Below are 18273 nucleotides of genomic sequence, written 5' to 3'. Positions count from 1 at the left end.
CAAGATGTAAACCCAGTAGGAGCGAGGCTTGCCCGCGAAGGCGGAGTGTCAGTGGACATCATTGTTAATGACACTCCGCCTTCGCGGGCAAGCCTCGCTCCTACAGGTTTTGCGTTAATAGGCGGGTATTGGGCCGCTTGCACCCACAACAACAAGAGCGCCCCTCATGAACAATCCGAGTGCCGAAACCCTGCGGCTCGCCGCCGCGTCTGCCACCGAGCGTCCGACCAGCGTGCGCTGGCGGATCTTCCTCATCATGTTGCTGCTGACCGCCATCAACTACATCGACCGCGCTTCGCTGTCGGTGGCCTTGCCGCTGATTTCCAGTGAGTTCCAGATCCCTCCCGCGCTGGAAGGCTTGATGCTCAGTGCGTTTTTCTGGTCGTACGCATTGATGCAGATTCCCGGCGGCATGCTGCTGGACCGTTTTCAGACCCGCCGCGTCATCGTCATCGCGACTGTCGCCTGGGGCGCCTTCCAGGCCTTGGCTGCCGGTGCGCATAACTGGATCACGCTGTTGATTACGCGCATGGGGCTGGGCATCGCCGAGTCGCCGATCATGCCGGCCGGGGCCAAACTCAACGGCGCCTGGCTGACTCCCAACGAACGCGGACGTGGCGCGGTGCTGGTCGATGGCGGCGCACCGCTGGGCAGTGCTTTCGGCGCGATCATCATTGCCGGGCTGATCGGCTGGTTCGATTCCTGGCGCATCGCCTTCGTGATCGCCGGTATCGGCACCATGCTTGCCGGTGTACTGGCGTGGAAATACATCCGCAACCATCCCAGCGAACACCCCGGTGTCAACGCGGCGGAACTGGCGCACATCACCGAAGGCAATCGCAAAGTCAGCCAACCCGGCACGGTGACCAGCATCCCCCTCAAAGAGCTGCTCAAGGACCGTTCGGTGCTCGCGATGTTCGCCGGTTACTGCTGCATTCTCAGCGTGTTCTACGGTTTGCTGACCTGGATGCCGAGCTACCTGCACCAGACCCACGGCCTGAACATTTCGAGCATGGGCGGTGCGACCTTCCTGATTTTCATGTGCGGTTTCGTCGGCGAGCTGGTGGGCGGTTATCTGGGGGATAAATGGAAAACCAGCGGCGCCTCGCCCAACCTGGTGATGCGCAGCATGTTCAGTGGTTCGGCGCTGGTCGCGGCCCTGTGCATGCTGGCGGTGGCCTATACCAATGAAGCCGGCAAGGCCATCGGTCTGCTCTGCGTAGCGATGTTTTTCATTCGCTGGTGCGGCATGTACTGGTGCATTCCGTCGATCCTCGGCGGCACCTCGAAAACCGGTGTGCTGGCCGGCACCATGAACTTCTGCGGCAACATGGCCGGGGTTATCGTGCCGATCCTGATCGGATTGATCGTGCAGTTCACCGGCTCGTATTTCCTGGTGCTGATCTTCTTCGTGGTCATGGCCATGCTGCTGGCGATATTCTCCAGCCTGATCGATTATCGGGAACGAGGGCTGGCTTGACATGAGCGGAGGGCAGGTGAGCGTCGATATCGAATGCGTGGTGGTCGGCGCCGGCGTGGTTGGCCTGGCGGTGACCAGGGCACTGGCCCGTAGCGGGCGGGAAGTGATCCTGATCGAAGCCGGCGAGGGGATTGGTATGGGCATCAGTTCGCGCAATTCAGAAGTGATCCACGCCGGCATCTATTACCCGAGCGGCAGCCTGAAAGCGCAATTGTGCGTGGAGGGCAAGCATCGCCTTTACGCCTTTTGCGAGGAGCGCGGTGTCGATTACCAACGCCTGGGCAAGTTGATCGTGGCCACCGATGACAGCCAGTGCGCGGCCTTGCAGAGGTTGCTGGAGCAGGGCCGGCGCAATGGCGTCGATGACTTGCAATGGCTGGACGCCGGGCAGGCGCGGTCGCTTGAACCGGCGCTGTCCTGCGTCGCCGCGCTCTGGTCGCCGTCCACCGGGATCGTCGATTCCCATGCGCTGATGCTGGCGCTTCAGGCAGACGCCGAAGCCTCGGGCACCTCGATTGCCTTGCACACGCCATTGGTGTCCGCCCGTTGCACCGAACAAGGTTTCGAATTGCACATGGGCGGCGCACAGCCGATGACCTTGACCTGTCGCGAGTTGATCAATTGCGCCGGTTTGTCCGCGCCGGAGGTGGCGAGCCGGATCGAAGGCTTGCCGACGCAATACGTTCCCGAGGCACGCCTGTGCAAGGGCAGTTATTTCAGTTTCAGTGGCCGGGCGCCGTTCCGGCATCTGGTGTATCCGGCACCGGAGAGCGCCGGCCTGGGCGTGCACATGACCCTCGATCTTGGCGGGCAGGCGCGTTTCGGGCCGGACGTCGAATGGGTCGACCATGTCGATTACCGCGTCGATCCGCGCCGGGTCGACGGGTTCTATCAGGCCATCCGCCGCTACTGGCCGACGTTACCCGATAACAGCCTGCAACCCGCCTACAGCGGCATCCGCCCGAAGATTTCCGGCCCGACCGAACCGGCCGCCGACTTCCTCATCAGCGGCCCGGCCGAGCATGGTGTGCCGGGATTGGTGAATCTGTTCGGCATCGAATCACCGGGCCTCACCAGCTGCCTGGCGCTGGCTGATCGGGTGGTACAACGCCTGACACCGCATTCCCTGTAGCAGCTGTCGCGTTGCGGTGAGGTGCCGGTTATCAGCGTCTGCGCTGCCAGCCGCCGAGCGGTCTATGCTTGCCAGTGTGCCCATCGTAATGGGAGAACTCTGATGATCAACATACGCACTGCCCGCATGCTTGCCGATTACAAGCAATGGGCCGATCAGCGCCTCTTTGACAGCCTGGCCGCGCTGCCGCCGGGGGAGGTCAACAAAGAGCGGGTGTCGGTGTTCAAGAACATGATCGGCACCCTGAATCACATCTATGTCGTGGACTGCATCTGGCAGGCTCACCTCGAAGGCCGAGGGCACGGCTTCAAAACCTCACACGATCTGCTCCATCCCGACCTGGCTGATTTGCGCATGGCGCAAAAGGACATCGATCACTGGTATTGCAACTGGAGCGCAAGGCAGACCGAGAGGTCGCTGGATAAGCCGGTCGAGTTTACGTTCGTCTCCGGCGAGAGCGGCACCATGAGCGCCGGCGCGATGCTGCTGCACGTGGTCAATCACGCCAGTTACCACCGCGGCTGGGTGATCCAGATGTATTTCGACATTCCGGCGATGCCACCGATGACCGACATGCCGATCTTCCTGCGCGAGACCGATCCGGCTTTCAACGCGCTCAAAGCACCGGCAACTCAGCCGACATGTGTTGCGCAATTCGCGAACGCAGCCAACGTTCTGCCGGGTCGTTATCGTTGACCCCGTTCCAGACCATGGAAAGTTCGGAGAGCACGATGTCAAACGGCGGGTCGTCGGCCCGCAGCTGGTTGCTGCCTTCGATCAGCGCACACGCCGCGTAATCCGGCACCGTGGCCAGCAGGTCGGTGCCGGCCAGCAGGGCACGCAACCCGGCGAATTGCGGCACCGCCAGCACCACCCGCCGCGAGCGGCCGATGCGCGCCAGATCGTTGTCGATAGCACCGGTCAAGTCTCCGGAAAAAGACACCAGCGCATGAGGGCGTTCGCAATACTCATCCAGGGTCAGGGGGCCGGGACGGTTGTCGCCCCGCAGAATCTTCACGCTCAGGTCGCGCAATTTCTTGCGCTTGGCATTGGCCGGCAGTTCCGTGGTGTAACTGATCCCGACGGAAATCTCCCCGGAGGCGAGCATCGGTGACATCAGCAAGTAATTCACCCTTCGCACCACCACCACGACGTTCTGCGCCTCTTCGCGTATTTGCTTGAGCAGCGGCGGAAACAGACCGAACTCGGCGTCGTCGGACAAGCCGATGCGGAACACATCGCGGCTGGTGGACGGGTCGAAATCCTTGGCCCGGCTGACCGCGCCGGAAATGGTGTCCATCGCCGGCTGCAACTCCTTGAGAATCGCCAACGCCCGTTGGGTCGGCTCCAACACCCGACCGTTGCGCACCAGCAGCGGGTCGTCGAACAGATCGCGCAACTTGGCCAGCGAAGCACTGACAGCGGGCTGACCGAGAAACAGTTTCTCCCCGGCCCGGGTCAGGTTCTTCTCGAACATCAACGTTTCGAAAATCACCAGCAGGTTCATGTCCACGCGGCGCAGGTCGTTGCGGTTCATGTGGGGGTACTCGCAGGGTTTTTGGGTCTTTTCAGTAAAGCATCAAACCCTGTGGCGAGAGAGCACCGGTGATGAGGGGGTTACCTGTGATGCAAAAACCACATGAAATGAAAGGGCCACCTGCTGTGAAGGGATTTACCTGTGGCGAGGGGGGGTAGCGAAACGTCACACCGTCCCGTTCGGCTGCGCAGCAGTCGTAAATCCTATACCCGCGGTTTACCTGAATCACCGCAGTTGCAGGTTTTGGGGCCGCTGCGCGACCCAGCGGGAGCAAGCTCCCTCGCCACAGGGTTTTGTGAGTTCCACGAGAAAAGGGGACGCATCTATTTATCTATCCGCTGTGCCGCGAAGCGGCCCCGAAAAAATGGGACCGCTGCACAATTCAACGTCAGTTATTCACTCACCGCAGAGCGGCACTTATATGGGCAGATCGATCTTATCCAACACCCGGTTCGCCGTGATCTCCGCCATCATGATGCTGTTGGAAATCCCCAGCAGGGCGTAGCGCGTCTCTCCCTCCAGGTGATCCACCAACTGATGGACCATCACGTCGACCGAGGCGAGTATTTCCACCAGATAAACCGCCAGGGTTTCGGCCGTGGCCTCGGGGTCTACGGAGAACAGAGTGCTGCGTGTGCGTGGGGTGGCTTTGATGTCGGCGTTCGATGGGAAGTGGAAGTCGAGGGCGCGCTCGGCGGCTTCGTTGAGCTTTTTTGAATCGGGTTCGTAGGGGGAGACCGGATCGGTGTCCGGTGGGTTGGGCGTTACTTTGAACATATGCTGAGTTTCCAAATTGGGTGCCACCCCTCTTGCGACTAAACGTAAGGGGAGGCAGCTGCACGCAGGTTAGTCGACCGGGAAACTCAGCAATCCGGCGCGCCCGAGAGCGCCCTGCGTACAGCCACCATCAGATACAGGAATGAAAGACCTGCATGACAGATGCACGCACAACTGAGTTAGCACGGGCGACTAAACCCGATCACTGATGAGCAGTGACGGGAATCAAGTTACCGAGCGGCCCCAAGGCGCACAAGCCGGCGGATTCTGGCGCAGCCGTAGGCAACGGCGCAAGGTTTTGTAGCTTTCAGGACGTATCTGCGAGAGTTTTTAAACAGACGCCGTTTCAGGCTTAAACAGACGCGCGCGACAGCATCAATTCATCCACCCAGCTTTGTGGGTTGCACAGACCGATTGAGCAAATCTCATCTGTTGGTTATGCGGTGTTTGGGGCGGCCTCATCGCGAGCAGGCTCGCTCCCACAGGGGTATGCGTTCCAGATGTAGGCGCGAGCCTGCTCGCGATGAGGCCAGCCGCCCCGACACATATTTTTGATCGTTCCCATGCTCTGCGTGGGAATACCTCCAGGGACGCTCCGCGTTCCCGCGTTTGAAAGGGACGCAGAGCGTCCCGGGCTGCATTCCCACGCGGACGATTCGACGCCTCGACGCGGGAACGATCAATGCGGGCCCGATTCGGTCAGCACCTTCCTGAACGTCTCCACCAGCGGCCGCAAATTGATCCGGTGCCACGCCGCCCACAAGGGCGTGGTAAACGAAATCCACGGCACTTCCCGCAGCACCACACCCGGCGGCGCATTGCGGCTCAAGCCTTTCTGAATCATCGCAATGCCCAGCCCCGACGCCACCAGCCCCAGCGCAGTGAAGGGCTCGGTGGCTTCCATGCGGATGTCCGGGGTGAAACCGGCGCGGATGCAGGCGCTGACGAAGTCTTCGCGGCTGGCGCAGTTCTGTCGGTGTTGCACGCCGATCCATTCCTGATTGGCCAGGTCGGCCGGGGTCAGTGTGGCCTGGTGGGCGAGGGGATGGTGTTCGGGCAGGGCCAGTAGCATCGGGTCGTCCAGCACTTGAAACCCCAGCAGGTCCGGGTCGTCGGCGACGGGCGGTTCACTGACCAGGGCGATATCCAGACTACGCTGGCGCAGGCCTTCGAGTTGTTCGGCGGAACTCAGGTTGTACAACGCAACGTGCACGTTCGGCCGGTCGACGCGCAGCACCCGCAGGGCATTGGGCAGCACGCCAGCGTGCATGGCGTTTTCGATGTAGCCGATGCACAGGCCGCCTTCTTCGCCGCGACCGAGGCGTTTGCCCAGGGATTCGAGGCGGCTGGCATGGGTCAGGAGGGCGCGGGTTTCGGCGAGGAAGGTCTGGCCGTCGCGGGTCAGGCGGATGCGCTGCTGGCTGCGCTCGAACAGGGTCAGGCCCAGGCGTTCTTCAAGCTGGGCGATCTGCCGGCTCAAAGGTGATTGGGAGATGTGCAAGCGTTCGGCGGCGCGACCGACGTGTTCTTCTTCGGCGACGGCGACGAAGTAGCGCAATTGGCGGATGTCGATCATGTAAGACCTATAGGGACTCAAGTGCTGCGCATTATGTCTTGGACGGTCCGATCATCGCAATCTAGGATCTGCCCAACGGTCACTCAGCTGACCTCTGAAACTGAAGAGGATTTGAACCATGAGCTTGAAAGACAAACTGCCCGGCGCGCTGGGTTTCGGCACGGCCCCGTTGGGCAACATGTTCCGCGCCATTCCTGAAGACGAGGCGCAGGCCACCGTTCACGCGGCCTGGGATGCCGGCGTTCGCTACTTCGACACCGCGCCGTTTTACGGTTCGGGCCTGTCGGAGATTCGCCTGGGTGCTGCACTGGCCCAATACAACCGCGACGACTACGTGCTGAGCAGCAAAGTCGGCCGGGTCATCCTCAATGAGGTCGAAGATGCATCGGCCCGTGACCTGGGCGAAAAGAGCGGGGTGTTCGAACACGGCCGCCCGAATAAAATCGTCAACGACTACAGCGCCGACGCCACAATGCGCTCCATCGAAGACAGCCTCAAGCGCCTGCAAACCGATCGCCTGGACATCGTCTGGGTGCATGACATCGCCCAGGATTTTTACGGCGACCAGTGGCTGGAATACTTCAACCAGGCCCGCACTGGCGCGTTCAAAGTGCTGACCCGTTTGCGTGAAGAAGGCGTGATCAAGGGTTGGGGCCTGGGCGTGAACAAGGTCGAACCTTGCGAGCTGACCCTTGATCTGACCGAAGCCCAACCGGACGGTTTTCTGCTGGCGGGTCGCTACACTCTTCTCGACCACGACCGGGCCTTGCAACGTCTGATGGACGCGGCCTTGGCGCAGAACGTCGAAATCGTGGTCGGCGGCCCCTACAGCTCGGGCATTCTGGCCGGTGGAACCCATTTCGAATACCAGAAAGCCAGCCCGGCGATCGTTGACAAAGTCGAGCAGATCAAACGCATCGCGGCGGCCCACGGTGTCGACATCAAGGCTGCTGGGTTGCAGTTCTCGCTGGCTAACCCGGCCGTGGCTGCGGTGATTCCGGGCTCCAGCCGTCCGGACCGGATTGCTGAAGATGTTGCGGCACTGTCGGCCGTGATCCCCGCTGCATTCTGGCAGGCGATGCGTGACGCGAAACTGGTGAGCGAACGCGCTCCATTGCCCCTCTGAGGAGTTTGAGCATGAAAATCGATCTGACTGGAAAACTCGCCATTGTCAGCGGCAGCACCGCCGGCATTGGCCTGGGCATCAGCAAGGCGCTGGCCGAATCCGGCGCCACGGTGGTGGTGATCGGCCGCGAGACGGCCAAGGTCGAGCAGGCGCTGGCAAGCATTCGCCAGAGCGTGCCGGGCGCGCAATTGCGTGGCCTGACCGCTGACCTCGGCACCGCCGACGGTGCCGAAAAGCTGTTCGCCGCCGAACCGCGCGCGGACATCCTGGTGAACAACCTCGGGATCTTCAACGAGGTGGATTTTTTCGACACGCCGGACAGCGAGTGGACGCGCTTCTATGAGGTTAACGTGATCTCTGGCGTGCGCCTGTCCCGGCATTACGTGCCGGACATGGTCAAGCAGGGCTGGGGGCGGGTGATTTTCCTGTCCTCGGAATCCGGGATCGCCATCCCGGCCGACATGCTCAATTATGGCGTGACCAAAAGCGCCAACCTCGCGGTGTCCCACGGCCTCGCCAAACGGCTCGCGGGCACTGGCGTGACAGTCAATGCGATCCTGCCCGGCCCGACATTGACCGATGGCCTGGAGCAGATGCTCAAGGAGGCCACCGCCGAATCGGGGCGTAGTGTCCGGGAAGAAGCCGATGCGTTTGTGCGCAAGGCCCGGCCGACCTCGATCATCCAGCGTGTGGCGAATGTCGAAGAAGTCGCGAACCTGGTGGCCTACATCGCCTCGCCGCTATCCTCGGCCACGACGGGCGCGGCATTGCGGGTCGACGGCGGTGTCGTCGACAGCATGGCCATCTGAATTTATTGATTGAGAGAGAGGATTACATGGCAAAGGCATCAGCATTTATCGACATTCCGGCTTCGGCCGATGAGGTGTGGCAATTGATTGGCGGTTTCGACACGCTGCCGGACTGGCTGCCGTTCATCCCGAAAAGCGAACTGAGTGAAGGTGGGCGGGTGCGCAGCCTGCAAACGGCGGATGGGGCGAAGGTGGTTGAGCGGTTGGAGACGTTTGATAACGCCGGGAAGACTTACAGCTACTCGATTTTGCATGCACCGTTTCCGGCGACCGAGTACCTGGCGACGATCAAGGTCGAGGCTCAGGGGCAGAGGGCTCGGGTGACATGGTCGGGTCGCTTTACGCCCGTCGGTGTCAGTGAAACAGAGGTTGAGGCGTTGTTTGCCGGGATCTATCAGGGCGGTCTTGAAGCCCTGCGGGCGAACTACCCAACCTGATAACACCACAAATCCCCTGTAGGAGTGAGCCTGCTCGCGATGACGTCTTCAGCTTCAACATAGAGATTGACTGATAGACCGCTATCGCGAGCAGGCTCACTCCTACAGGGGGATGTGTTCGTTCAGGGAGACCGGGTCAGGTCTGGGGAAGCAGATCGTGGCCGCAATCGAGCACCAACCGCGCACCGCCCAGTTCACTGGTGCCCACTTCAAGCGCAAACCCATGCAGGCTGACAATCGCCGCGACGATCGACAGCCCCAACCCGAACCCGCTTTTCTGATTCCCACTCTCGGCACGGTAAAAGCGCTGGAACACCGCTTCGCGTTCGCTTTCCGGGATACCCGGCCCTGAGTCGAGCACTTCGATTCGCGTGTGCCCAGCGTCATTGACCCCGCGCAAAATCACCTCGCCACCGGGCGGGGTAAATTTGATCGAGTTGCTCAGCAGGTTCGCCACGGCTTCAAACAACAGCGCCCGATCGCCGTTCAACATTGGCAGTGACGCAGGCAATTGCAGCTTGAACAGCAGCTCGCCTTCTTCCGCCAGCGGCAGGTAAAAATCATGCAGCTCCTGCAACAACGGCACCGGATCCAGCTGTACAAAACCGGAACGCCGCTGGCGGTCCTCCAGTTCGGAAATCCGCAGCAATCCACGAAACCGCGCCATCAAGGTATCGGCTTCACCGAGCACCGAGTCCAGTTGCACGGCCAGCGTCGAGCCGTCATCCGCCTGCTGTTGGATTCGATACAGCTGCGCCCGCAAGCGTGTCAGCGGTGTGCGCAGGTCATGGGCGATGTTGTCGCACACGCCCTTGACCTCGTTCATCAAGCGTTCGATGCGTTCGAGCATGGCGTTGACGATGGCCGCGAGCATGTCCAGCTCATCGCGGCGATTGGACAGTGGCAAACGCCGGGTCAGGTCGCCGGCGACGATAGCCTCGGCGCTGGCCTGGATTGCACGAATCCGCCGCAGCGGACGCCGCCTCAACAGGTGCCAACCGGCGATGCCGGGCAAAATGGTCAGCGTCACGCCCCAGAGCAACGCGTGCAGAATGATCCGGGTCACGGCAAACAACGAACCGTTATCGCGAACCAGCACCAGCCAGCGACCGTCCTTGGTCTGGGTCGTGACCGCGTCGCAACTGTCGGTGGGCAGGCTGGGGTCGTCAGACTCGGCGCAGTCGCCGAGCATGTGGATCTTGCCATCCAGCGGCAAGCCTTCGGGCATGTGCCGCAGCGCACCGCTGAGGTAACGGTGCTGCGAATCGAACAGGCCATAGGCGTCGATGCCGCGAATGTCGAAGGTCATGCTGACGGCGAGGGCGTCGGCCAATTGTTCGCCTTGAAAGTGCGAAAACAGGTGCTGGCGCTGCATCAGCGAGTGTTTGGCCAGATTGTCCAGGTACGCGGACACCTCGTAGTACATGACCCCCATCAGAATCCCGCTCCAGATCACGAACAGTGAACTGTAGAGCGCGAGCAAGCGGCTGCTGGATGAGCGCCAGCCGTTAGAGGGGTTCAGCAATGACATAACCCGAGCCTCGCACGGTCCGAATCAGTGGGACTTTGCCAGGCGGGTCGATCTTCTTGCGCAGCCGGCCGATGTGCACATCGATGAGGTTGGTGCCGGGGTCGAAGTGATACCCCCAGACTTCTTCGAAAATCATCATCCGCGACAGAATCTGCCCGGTGTTGCGCATCAGGAATTCCAGCAACTTGTACTCGGTGGGCAACAGCGTCAGCAGTTGATCGTCGCGGCTGGCTTCGTGGCTGATCAGGTTCAGCTCAAGATCGGCCACCCGCAGCGTGGTCGCCTGGGCCGTGACCGTGTTCTGGCGACGCAACAGGACTTCAACCCGGGCGGCCATTTCATCGGTGGCAAACGGCTTGGTCAGGTAATCGTCCCCGCCGGCGCGCAAGCCGCGCACTCGTTCATCGACGTCGGAGAGGGCGCTGATCATCAGGATCGGCGTGGCCACGCCCATGGTCCGCAGCGTGGTGACAATGGCCAGGCCATCGAGCTCCGGCAACATGCGGTCGAGGGTGATCAGGTCGTAGTTGCCGCTGACCGCACGCTCCAGGCCTTCGCGGCCGTTGTTGACCCAATCGACGTCGAGGCCGTGGCTACTGAGTTCGGCGACGATTTCCCGGGCGGTCACGGCGTCGTCTTCGATGGTCAAGATGCGGGTCATGGGGCCTGCCTGATTAGAGGTGCTCAACATAGAGCGGCATTTTGCCAAGAAATGACCGCCGGCTTTCTAAATAAAACTTCATGCGAGCTCGCTTTTGATCAATGCATAAAACCCGCTGCTATCCAGCCATCCTTGCAAAATGCAACGGGATTGGAAGTTCAAAATTTATAAATCATTGAAATAAAACGATTTATTTAAAGTTGGCGACTGGCACGGTGACTGCACTTCCTTCTTCGAAGAGTTGTAACACCATCTTTCTGCCTGGAGCGATAAAACAATGAATAGATCCTCTGATGGTTTCTATCCCGCCTACGAAGAATCAAGCACGCTATCGGGTGTGTCCTGGGGCGCGATCTTTGCCGGTGCCGCTGCAGCGGCGGCGTTGTCGCTGATTCTGGTGCTGCTGGGATTTGGTCTGGGATTCTCGGCTGTTTCACCCTGGGCCAATGAAGGCGTGAGTGCCAAAGGCCTGGGGATCTCGACGATCATCTGGCTGGCCGCTACGCAAATCGTCGCATCCGGACTCGGTGGCTATATTGCCGGTCGCTTGCGGGTGAAGTGGGCCAACATGCACGGCGATGAAGTCTATTTCCGTGACACAGCCCATGGCTTCCTGGCCTGGTGCGTGGCCACGCTGGTCACCGCGACACTGGTCGTCGGTTCGGTCAGCAGCATTGTCAGCGGCGGCGTGCAAGCCGGGGCGAGTGTGGTCGGTGGCGCTGCCAGCGTTGCGACTCAGGCGGCGGGCACCGCGGCGGGTAATACCGACAGTGACCAGTACGGCTATTTCGTTGACAGTCTGTTCCGCGATGATCGTCCGGCTGCCGTCAGCGATGACGCCGCCCGCAGCACCGTGACTCGCATCTTCGTTCGCTCCCTGAGCAATGACGGTCAGCTGTCCGCCGAAGACCGGACTTACCTGGCGCAATTGGTCGCCCAGCGCACCAACCTGACCCAGGCCGATGCCGAACGCCGTGTCGATGAAGTCTACGCCCGCACCCAGAAAGCCGTGGCCGACGCCAAGCTCGCTGCGCAACAAGCGGCTGACACTGCCGCTAAAGTCGCCGCCTGGACCTCGCTGTGGATGTTCATTGCACTGCTGATCGGTGCGTTTTTTGCCAGCCTTGCCGCGACCTTCGGCGGCCGTCGTCGGGATGCCGTGGTGTATCTGGAAACCGACACCTACGTGACCACCACTTCCGTGCCACCTGTTCGCTAACCCAGGAGAATTACCATGCGCTCATTACTACTGTTTTTTCTTGGCGTGCCCATCCCGATCATCATCTTGATCGCCCTGTTCATGCATTGATCGACTGAGGCTCTTGCCTCTGCCGCTTCCGCCTCGGGTGGAAGCGGCGTTTTGCTTTCTGGCGGCCAATAAAGCGAAGATGCCCCACTGTGGGAGCGAGCCTGCTCGCGATAGCGGACTTTCAGTCGATGAGGATGTCGCCTGATGCACCGCTTTCGCGAGCAGGCTCGCTCCCACCTTTATTTTGCATTGACTCAAGAAGGGGAGAAGTACGTTGGACAAAAAGGAAATCAAGCGGCAACTGGTGGCGATGCTCGACGCCGGGCGCTCCAAAACCGAGACGTTCAAGGCGTTCTCCGGTGGGGCGGTCAAGGATCGGGTGCTGGCTTACTGGATTGGCGCCCGGCCCGATCCGGCACTGCGGGAAAAGCATTCACGCAAGGTCACCCTTCTGATCGCGCTGACCTGCGTACAGGCCTTGCTGGGTGCGGTGTCCGGGTTTTACCTGGGCGCGATGATCGGTTCTGGTGCGGTCGTGTTTTTCACCCTGTTTGCGGTGTTGGTACCGCTGGCGTTTGCCTGGGGCTTCTACAAAAACGTGGCACAGGCCTACACCATTTACGTGATTCTGACCGTCAGCCAGATTTCGCGGATGTTCAAGGGATATGAAGAAGACCCGGTGATGACCGTGGTCGGCGTCGTTATCACCCTGGGCATGGTGTTCTTCGTCGCCTTGGTAAAAAACCTGTTGTTCCCGGACCTGGGCTTCGTGGGCTCGAAAAAGGTCAAGGGTCAGTACGTTTTCTCTAACTGATCGGCAGGTTGGGGGGCGGAGTCTTTCACTGGCCTGGATCAATATTCTCTTCTGCGATATCTCCTACCGTAAAAGATCCAAGCCCCTTCTGTGGCTTCGACTACATTGCTTTGACGCGCACCCTGTTGCGCTGTCGAAGTACCGGTGCGAGCCTTTTACCGAGTCGTTGGCCCGCAAGGTGTAGTGCAGCAAGGAGCTGTGGAACCTCACCTGAACTCTCATGGAAGAACATCGCAATGCCTCGCCTAGACAGAATGTTTGATATCCAGCCGCTACCGCGCGCGGATATGACTGTGCATATCAACGGCCAACCGGTCAGCGCCGCCCTCGGTGAAACCGTCCTCTCGGTCATTCAATCCCTTGGCCTGCGCCAGGTGGCCCGTAACGATCACGACCAAATCAGCGGCGCCTATTGCGGCATGGGCGTGTGCCAATGCTGCCTGGTGAAAATCAATGGTCGGCACAAACGTCGCGCCTGTCAGACCGTGGTGCGTGACGGCATGCGGGTCGAAACCCAAGTCAACCGCATCGTTGAGCAGGAGGGTGTATGAGCCTGCTTCCAGTGATCGTCGGCGGTGGGCCGGCAGGGATGGCGGCGGCCATTGAACTGGCCCGGCACGGCGTGCGTTGCACGTTGCTTGAAGAAGCTTCGCGGCTGGGCGGCGTGGTCTATCGCGGACCGTTGCGCGATGGCGTGCAACTGGACTATCTGGGGCCGCGGTACTCGGAGGCGCTGGCCACCTTGCATGGCGAGTTCCAGGCGCACGCAGCGCTGATCGAGGTACGCCTGAATCACCGCGTGATCGGTGCCGAGGGCACGCGCGCGTTGGTGGTGCTGGACAGCGAGGAGCAGTTGCAGAAAGTCGACTACCCGCAATTGCTGCTCGCCGCCGGTTGCCATGAACGCAGCGTGCCGTTTCCTGGCTGGACCTTGCCCGGGGTGATCCTGCTGGGCGGCCTGCAATTGCAGATCAAGAGCGGGGTGGTCAAGCCTCAAGGCCCCGTGGTGATTGCCGGCACCGGCCCTTTATTGCCGTTGGTGGCCTGTCAGCTGCATGCGTCCGGTGTCAGCGTCGCAGGTGTTTACGAGGCCAGCGCGTTCGGCAAGATCGCTCGGGAAAGCCTGTCACTGCTGAACAAGCCGCAGTTGTTCCTCGATGGCTTGAGCATGCTCGCGTTCCTCAAGCTGCACGGCATCCCCATGCATTACGGCTGGGGCGTGGTGGCGGCGCAGGGCGAAGGAGAGCTGAATGCCGTGACCGTGGCGCCATATTCCAGCACCTGGGTGCCGGACCTGACCCGTGCCGAGCAGATTGCTGCGCAAACGCTGGCGGTTGGCTACGGTTTTATCCCGCGCACCCAACTCAGTCAGCAGATGGGCCTGAACCACGGGTACAGCGACGACGGTTATCTGCGTGCCAGTGCCAATATCTGGCAGCAAAGCAGCGAGCCTCACGTGCACCTGGCCGGTGACATGGGCGGCATTCGCGGTGGCGAAGCGGCGATGCTCGCGGGACGGATTGCGGCCACATCGATCCTGCTGCAACGGGACGTGCTGGACGCGGAACTGGCCCTGGTACGGCGCAATCGCTATTTGTCGAAACTCAAGGCCATCGTGCGCTTTCGCGCGGCGGTCGACCGATACACCGAGCGCGGCGCCGGGCAAACCGCGCTGCCGGCCGCCGATACGGTGATTTGCCGTTGCGAACACGCGACCCGCGCCGACATCGACCGGGCGCTGGAGCAAGGCGTGCAAGACCTGGCCAGCCTGAAAATGCGCACCCGGGTGAGCATGGGCGATTGTCAGGGGCGGATGTGCGTCGGCTATTGCACCGACCGCTTGCGCGAAGTCACCGGTCGGCAGGACGTGGGTTGGTTGCGGCCGCGTTTCCCTATCGATCCGATTCCCTTTTCTGCGTTCCACTCCGTCGGCACGGAGGCCGCGAATCATGAGTAAGTTCTATGACGTGGTCATCGCTGGTGGCGGTGTGATCGGGGCGTCCTGCGCCTATCAGTTATCCAAGCGCAAAAACCTCAAAGTCGCCTTGATCGACTGCAAGCGTCCGGGCAACGCTACCCGCGCGTCAGCCGGCGGCTTGTGGGCGATTGGCGAGTCGGTAGGACTGGGCTGCGGGGTAATTTTCTTTCGCATGATGTCAGCCAACCGCAAGCGTGAAGCCCAGGGTTCGGCGGTGGTGGTGGATTCCAGCACGCCGCACATCCTGCCGCAGTCGTTCTTCGATTTCACCTTGCAGTCCAACGCGATGTACCCGGCGCTGCACCGCGAGTTGAAAGACCGTCACGGGATGGATTTCAAGTTCGAAAAGACCGGCCTGAAATTCGTGATCTACGACGAGGAAGACCGGCTCTACGCCGAACACATCGTAGCCTGCATTCCCCATTTGGCCGATCAGGTGCGCTGGCTCGACCAGGCGGCGCTGCGCGCGGCCGAGCCGAGTGTCAGCCATGAGGCGAGCGGGGCGCTGGAATTTCTTTGCGACCATCAAGTCAGTCCGTTCCGACTGGCCGATGCCTACACCGAAGGCGCGCGACAGAACGGCGTGGACCTGTATTTCAACACCAACGTCACCGGGGTTTTGCACCAGGGTTCTCGCGTCAGCGGCGTGCAGACAGCCGAAGCCGGGGTGTTTCACTGCAGCACGCTGATCAACGCAGCGGGTGCCTGGGCGGCGGATTTGAGTGAGCAGGCCACCGGTATCCGGATTCCGGTGAAACCGGTGAAGGGGCAGATTCTGCTGACCGAACGCCTGCCGAAAATCCTCAACGGTTGCCTGACCACCAGCGATTGTTATGTGGCGCAGAAAGACAACGGCGAGATCCTGATTGGCAGCACGACGGAGGATAAAGGCTTCGACGTGAGCACCACCTACCCGGAAATTGCCGGGTTGGTGCAGGGCGCGGTGCGCTGTCTTCCCGAGCTGGCGGATGTGAATCTCAAGCGGACCTGGGCGGGGCTGCGGCCGGGGTCGCCGGATGAGTTGCCGATTCTCGGGCCGATGAACGGGGTGGAGGGTTATCTGAATGCCTGTGGGCATTTCCGCACGGGGATTCTGACGTCGGCGATTACCGGGGTGCTGCTGGATAAACTGGTTAACAACGAACCGCTGCCGCTGGATATCACGCCGTTCTTGGCGGATCGGTTTGCCGAGGAGCGCGTTGGGCTGAAGAAGTTGGCCTGACATTACACCGCGTTATCGTTCTTCGCGGGCAAGCCTCGCTCCTACAAGGACACCAGACCTGTAGGAGCGAGGCTTGCCCGCGAAAGCGGCATAAGACTCACCCAATGACTCAAGCCTTGCCCGCTTCCCGCTCCTCCATCTCATCCGCCTCAAACAACCGCGCCAGTTCCGCCCGAGCTTCCTGGGCGGTCTGCAGCACCTTCGCGGCATCGTCATAAACCGCATGCTGAGCCTCCAGCACCTGTTCATCGTGATGCTTGAAGCGCTTGATCCGCGCATCGGCCTGCGCTTGGGTCAGGCCCAGTCCGACCAGGGTGCGACGACTCATTTCCAGGCTCGAATAATAGGTTTCACGAATTGCCTCGGCGCCCAGGTCCACCAGCCGGTGCACGTGCTGACGGTTACGGGCCCGGGCGATGATCTTGATGTGCGGATAGAGCTTGTGCACCACCTCGGCGGTCTTGATGTTGGTGTCCGGGTCATCGGTGGCGATGACAAAGTACTCCGCCTGCTCGACCTTGGCCGCGCTGAGGATTTCCGGGCGCATCGGGTCTCCGTAGAACACCGGCACGCCGCCGAAGCTGCGGGACAGCTCGATGGTTTCCACAGACGTGTCCAGCGCCACGAACTTGATGTTTTGTGCCCGCAGAATCCGCGCCACGATCTGCCCCATCCGGCCCATGCCGGCGATCACCACACGCGGTGCGTCGGTGTCGATGTCGCGGAATTTCTCCGGCACCACCACAGGCTGCACCTTCGGCGAATACAGGCGTGCGCACAGCAGCAACAGCAGCGGCGTGACCGCCATGGACAGGGTGATCGTCAGCACCAGCAAGTCGTACAGACGCGCCTCGAACAACCCTTGGTCGCGGCCAATCTTGAACACCACAAACGCGAATTCACCACCGGCAGCGAGCACGATGCCGAGGCGAATCGCACTGACCCTGCCCAACCCGCCGGCCAATCGGCCCACCACAAACAGCAGCGGCAGTTTGATTGCGATCAGCAACAGGGTCAGGCCCAACACCGTGATTGGCGCGCTGAGCAGCAGGCTCAGGTTGGCGCCCATGCCGACGCTGATGAAAAACAGACCCAACAACAGGCCCTTGAACGGTTCGATCTGCGCTTCCAGCTCGTGACGGTATTCAGAGTCCGCCAGCAGCAACCCGGCGAGGAACGCCCCAAGCGCCATCGACACGCCGACCAGGTCCATCAGCCACGCCGTGCCGATCACCACCAGCAACGCGGTGGCGGTAGACACCTCGGGCAAACCGGTCTTGGCCACCACGCGAAACACCGGACGCAGCAGATACCGCCCGCCGATCACCACCACCGCGATGCTGCCCAACACCCGCAAACCGTGATTCAAATCCTCGGTCGCCGTGGTGGTGTGATCACCGCCCGCCAGCAGCGGCACCATGGCAATCAAGGGGATCGCGGCAATGTCCTGGAACAGCAGAATCGCGAACGCCAAACGCCCGTGAGGGCTGGTCAGTTCCTTGCGCTCGGCCAGGCTTTGCAGGCCAAACGCGGTAGACGATAACGCCAACCCCAGGCCGAGGACGATGGCGCTGTTCAACGGCTGGCCAAAGACAAACAGCGCCAGCACGCCGATCACCGAACCGGTCAGCAACACCTGCGCCAGGCCCACGCCAAACACCGATTTACGCATCACCCACAAGCGACGCGGCGACAATTCCAGGCCGATGATGAACAGCAGCAGCACCACGCCGAGTTCGGAGATGTGACTGACGCTCTGTGGATTGCCGATTAATCCCAGCACAGATGGACCGATGATGACACCGGCAAACAGATAACCCAGCACGGCCCCCAGTTGCAGGCGCTTGGCCAAGGGCACGGTGAGCACCGCGGCGAACAGGAACACAACGGCGGCTTGTAAAAGGTTGCCTTCATGGGGCATGACAAAACTCCAGCTACTCGGTA

General features: G+C 61.2%; 17 protein-coding genes. 11 read left to right on the top strand and 6 right to left on the bottom strand.

Annotated elements, in window-relative coordinates:
- The first annotated feature begins 166 nt into the window (after positions 1-166).
- The 3 genes from HP062_RS07790 (at position 167) to HP062_RS07780 (ending at position 3308) form a co-directional block, all read left to right on the top strand.
- Positions 167-1480 carry an MFS transporter gene (locus tag HP062_RS07790; protein ID WP_102595068.1) on the top strand — a complete coding sequence of 438 codons (1314 nt, stop codon included), beginning with the start codon at positions 167-169 and terminating at the stop codon, positions 1478-1480.
- A gap of 16 nt (positions 1481-1496) precedes the next feature.
- The gene (locus tag HP062_RS07785) at positions 1497-2612 is read left to right on the top strand and encodes an NAD(P)/FAD-dependent oxidoreductase (RefSeq protein WP_172791193.1); all 1116 of its coding nucleotides are present in this window, start codon (positions 1497-1499) and stop codon (positions 2610-2612) included.
- A gap of 102 nt (positions 2613-2714) precedes the next feature.
- The gene (locus HP062_RS07780; protein WP_172791192.1) at positions 2715-3308 is read left to right on the top strand and encodes a DinB family protein; all 594 of its coding nucleotides are present in this window, start codon (positions 2715-2717) and stop codon (positions 3306-3308) included.
- Here HP062_RS07780 and HP062_RS07775 read toward each other — a convergent pair.
- The 3 genes from HP062_RS07775 to HP062_RS07765 form a co-directional block, all read right to left on the bottom strand.
- Positions 3229-4149, bottom strand: a complete 921-nt coding sequence (locus HP062_RS07775) for a LysR substrate-binding domain-containing protein (RefSeq protein ID WP_010455251.1) — start codon at positions 4147-4149, stop codon at positions 3229-3231. The two genes, HP062_RS07780 and HP062_RS07775, sit on opposite strands and share 80 nt — an antisense overlap.
- Positions 4150-4566: 417 nt before the next feature.
- Positions 4567-4926: a DUF6124 family protein gene (locus HP062_RS07770; RefSeq protein WP_083376491.1), complete on the bottom strand. Its 360-nt coding sequence runs from the start codon at positions 4924-4926 to the stop codon at positions 4567-4569.
- Between the two features lie 679 nt (positions 4927-5605).
- On the bottom strand, positions 5606-6502 hold the full coding sequence (locus HP062_RS07765) for a LysR substrate-binding domain-containing protein (protein WP_172791191.1): 897 nt from the start codon (positions 6500-6502) through the stop codon (positions 5606-5608).
- Positions 6503-6620: 118 nt separating this feature from the next.
- Between HP062_RS07765 and HP062_RS07760 the strand changes: the two genes are divergently transcribed.
- From HP062_RS07760 to HP062_RS07750, 3 genes are read left to right on the top strand one after another with little or no spacing between them, the layout of a single operon-like run.
- Complete coding sequence (locus tag HP062_RS07760) at positions 6621-7628, top strand: aldo/keto reductase (protein ID WP_172791190.1); 1008 nt, start codon at positions 6621-6623, stop codon at positions 7626-7628.
- A gap of 11 nt (positions 7629-7639) precedes the next feature.
- Positions 7640-8437 (top strand): SDR family NAD(P)-dependent oxidoreductase, encoded by a 798-nt coding sequence (locus HP062_RS07755; protein ID WP_145311032.1) that lies wholly within the window; start codon positions 7640-7642, stop codon positions 8435-8437.
- Between the two features lie 26 nt (positions 8438-8463).
- Positions 8464-8874 carry an SRPBCC family protein gene (locus tag HP062_RS07750; protein WP_172791189.1) on the top strand — a complete coding sequence of 137 codons (411 nt, stop codon included), beginning with the start codon at positions 8464-8466 and terminating at the stop codon, positions 8872-8874.
- Between the two features lie 136 nt (positions 8875-9010).
- Here HP062_RS07750 and HP062_RS07745 read toward each other — a convergent pair whose 3' ends face one another.
- Both HP062_RS07745 and HP062_RS07740 read right to left on the bottom strand, forming a co-directional pair.
- Positions 9011-10405, bottom strand: a complete 1395-nt coding sequence (locus HP062_RS07745) for a HAMP domain-containing sensor histidine kinase (protein WP_172791188.1) — start codon at positions 10403-10405, stop codon at positions 9011-9013.
- The gene (locus HP062_RS07740) at positions 10383-11066 is read right to left on the bottom strand and encodes a response regulator transcription factor (protein WP_010455216.1); all 684 of its coding nucleotides are present in this window, start codon (positions 11064-11066) and stop codon (positions 10383-10385) included. Before HP062_RS07740 ends, HP062_RS07745 begins: the two co-directional genes overlap by 23 nt.
- A gap of 277 nt (positions 11067-11343) precedes the next feature.
- Here HP062_RS07740 and HP062_RS07735 point away from each other — a divergent pair, with 277 nt between their 5' ends.
- The 5 genes from HP062_RS07735 to hcnC all read left to right on the top strand — a co-directional run bounded on the left by HP062_RS07735 (position 11344) and on the right by hcnC (position 16329).
- Positions 11344-12285: a hypothetical protein gene (locus HP062_RS07735; protein WP_010455215.1), complete on the top strand. Its 942-nt coding sequence runs from the start codon at positions 11344-11346 to the stop codon at positions 12283-12285.
- 304 nt (positions 12286-12589) lie between these two features.
- Entirely contained in the window at positions 12590-13129 is a 540-nt protein-coding gene (locus HP062_RS07730) for a hypothetical protein (protein WP_010455213.1), read from the top strand.
- Between the two features lie 236 nt (positions 13130-13365).
- A complete protein-coding gene (gene hcnA, locus HP062_RS07725; RefSeq protein WP_010455211.1) occupies positions 13366-13680 on the top strand; it encodes a cyanide-forming glycine dehydrogenase subunit HcnA in 315 nt (104 codons plus the stop codon).
- Complete coding sequence (gene hcnB, locus HP062_RS07720) at positions 13677-15086, top strand: cyanide-forming glycine dehydrogenase subunit HcnB (RefSeq protein WP_172791187.1); 1410 nt, start codon at positions 13677-13679, stop codon at positions 15084-15086. The genes hcnA and hcnB overlap by 4 nt, the downstream gene beginning before the upstream one ends.
- Positions 15079-16329, top strand: a complete 1251-nt coding sequence (gene hcnC, locus HP062_RS07715) for a cyanide-forming glycine dehydrogenase subunit HcnC (protein ID WP_172791186.1) — start codon at positions 15079-15081, stop codon at positions 16327-16329. Before hcnB ends, hcnC begins: the two co-directional genes overlap by 8 nt.
- A 109-nt stretch (positions 16330-16438) precedes the next feature.
- Here hcnC and HP062_RS07710 read toward each other — a convergent pair whose 3' ends face one another.
- On the bottom strand, positions 16439-18250 hold the full coding sequence (locus tag HP062_RS07710) for a monovalent cation:proton antiporter-2 (CPA2) family protein (RefSeq protein ID WP_077749315.1): 1812 nt from the start codon (positions 18248-18250) through the stop codon (positions 16439-16441).
- Positions 18251-18273: the final 23 nt, after the last annotated feature.

The organism is Pseudomonas sp. B14-6 (assembly GCF_013260315.1).
In the GTDB taxonomy this organism is placed as follows: Bacteria; Pseudomonadota; Gammaproteobacteria; order Pseudomonadales; family Pseudomonadaceae; genus Aquipseudomonas; species Aquipseudomonas mandelii.
This window is presented reverse-complemented; position numbering and strand designations above follow the sequence as displayed.

Excerpts from the sequence above, each read along its gene's own strand:
- HP062_RS07790 (WP_102595068.1), top strand. The coding sequence starts at position 167 with ATGAACAATCCGAGTGCCGAAACCCTGCGGCTCGCCGCCGCGTCTGCC.
- HP062_RS07780 (WP_172791192.1), top strand. The coding sequence starts at position 2,715 with ATGATCAACATACGCACTGCCCGCATGCTTGCCGATTACAAGCAATGG.
- HP062_RS07775 (WP_010455251.1), bottom strand. The coding sequence starts at position 4,149 with ATGAACCGCAACGACCTGCGCCGCGTGGACATGAACCTGCTGGTGATT.
- HP062_RS07770 (WP_083376491.1), bottom strand. The coding sequence starts at position 4,926 with ATGTTCAAAGTAACGCCCAACCCACCGGACACCGATCCGGTCTCCCCC.
- HP062_RS07765 (WP_172791191.1), bottom strand. The coding sequence starts at position 6,502 with ATGATCGACATCCGCCAATTGCGCTACTTCGTCGCCGTCGCCGAAGAA.
- HP062_RS07760 (WP_172791190.1), top strand. The coding sequence starts at position 6,621 with ATGAGCTTGAAAGACAAACTGCCCGGCGCGCTGGGTTTCGGCACGGCC.
- HP062_RS07755 (WP_145311032.1), top strand. The coding sequence starts at position 7,640 with ATGAAAATCGATCTGACTGGAAAACTCGCCATTGTCAGCGGCAGCACC.
- HP062_RS07750 (WP_172791189.1), top strand. The coding sequence starts at position 8,464 with ATGGCAAAGGCATCAGCATTTATCGACATTCCGGCTTCGGCCGATGAG.
- HP062_RS07745 (WP_172791188.1), bottom strand. The coding sequence starts at position 10,405 with ATGTCATTGCTGAACCCCTCTAACGGCTGGCGCTCATCCAGCAGCCGC.
- HP062_RS07740 (WP_010455216.1), bottom strand. The coding sequence starts at position 11,066 with ATGACCCGCATCTTGACCATCGAAGACGACGCCGTGACCGCCCGGGAA.
- HP062_RS07735 (WP_010455215.1), top strand. The coding sequence starts at position 11,344 with ATGAATAGATCCTCTGATGGTTTCTATCCCGCCTACGAAGAATCAAGC.
- hcnA (WP_010455211.1), top strand. The coding sequence starts at position 13,366 with ATGCCTCGCCTAGACAGAATGTTTGATATCCAGCCGCTACCGCGCGCG.
- hcnB (WP_172791187.1), top strand. The coding sequence starts at position 13,677 with ATGAGCCTGCTTCCAGTGATCGTCGGCGGTGGGCCGGCAGGGATGGCG.
- hcnC (WP_172791186.1), top strand. The coding sequence starts at position 15,079 with ATGAGTAAGTTCTATGACGTGGTCATCGCTGGTGGCGGTGTGATCGGG.
- HP062_RS07710 (WP_077749315.1), bottom strand. The coding sequence starts at position 18,250 with ATGCCCCATGAAGGCAACCTTTTACAAGCCGCCGTTGTGTTCCTGTTC.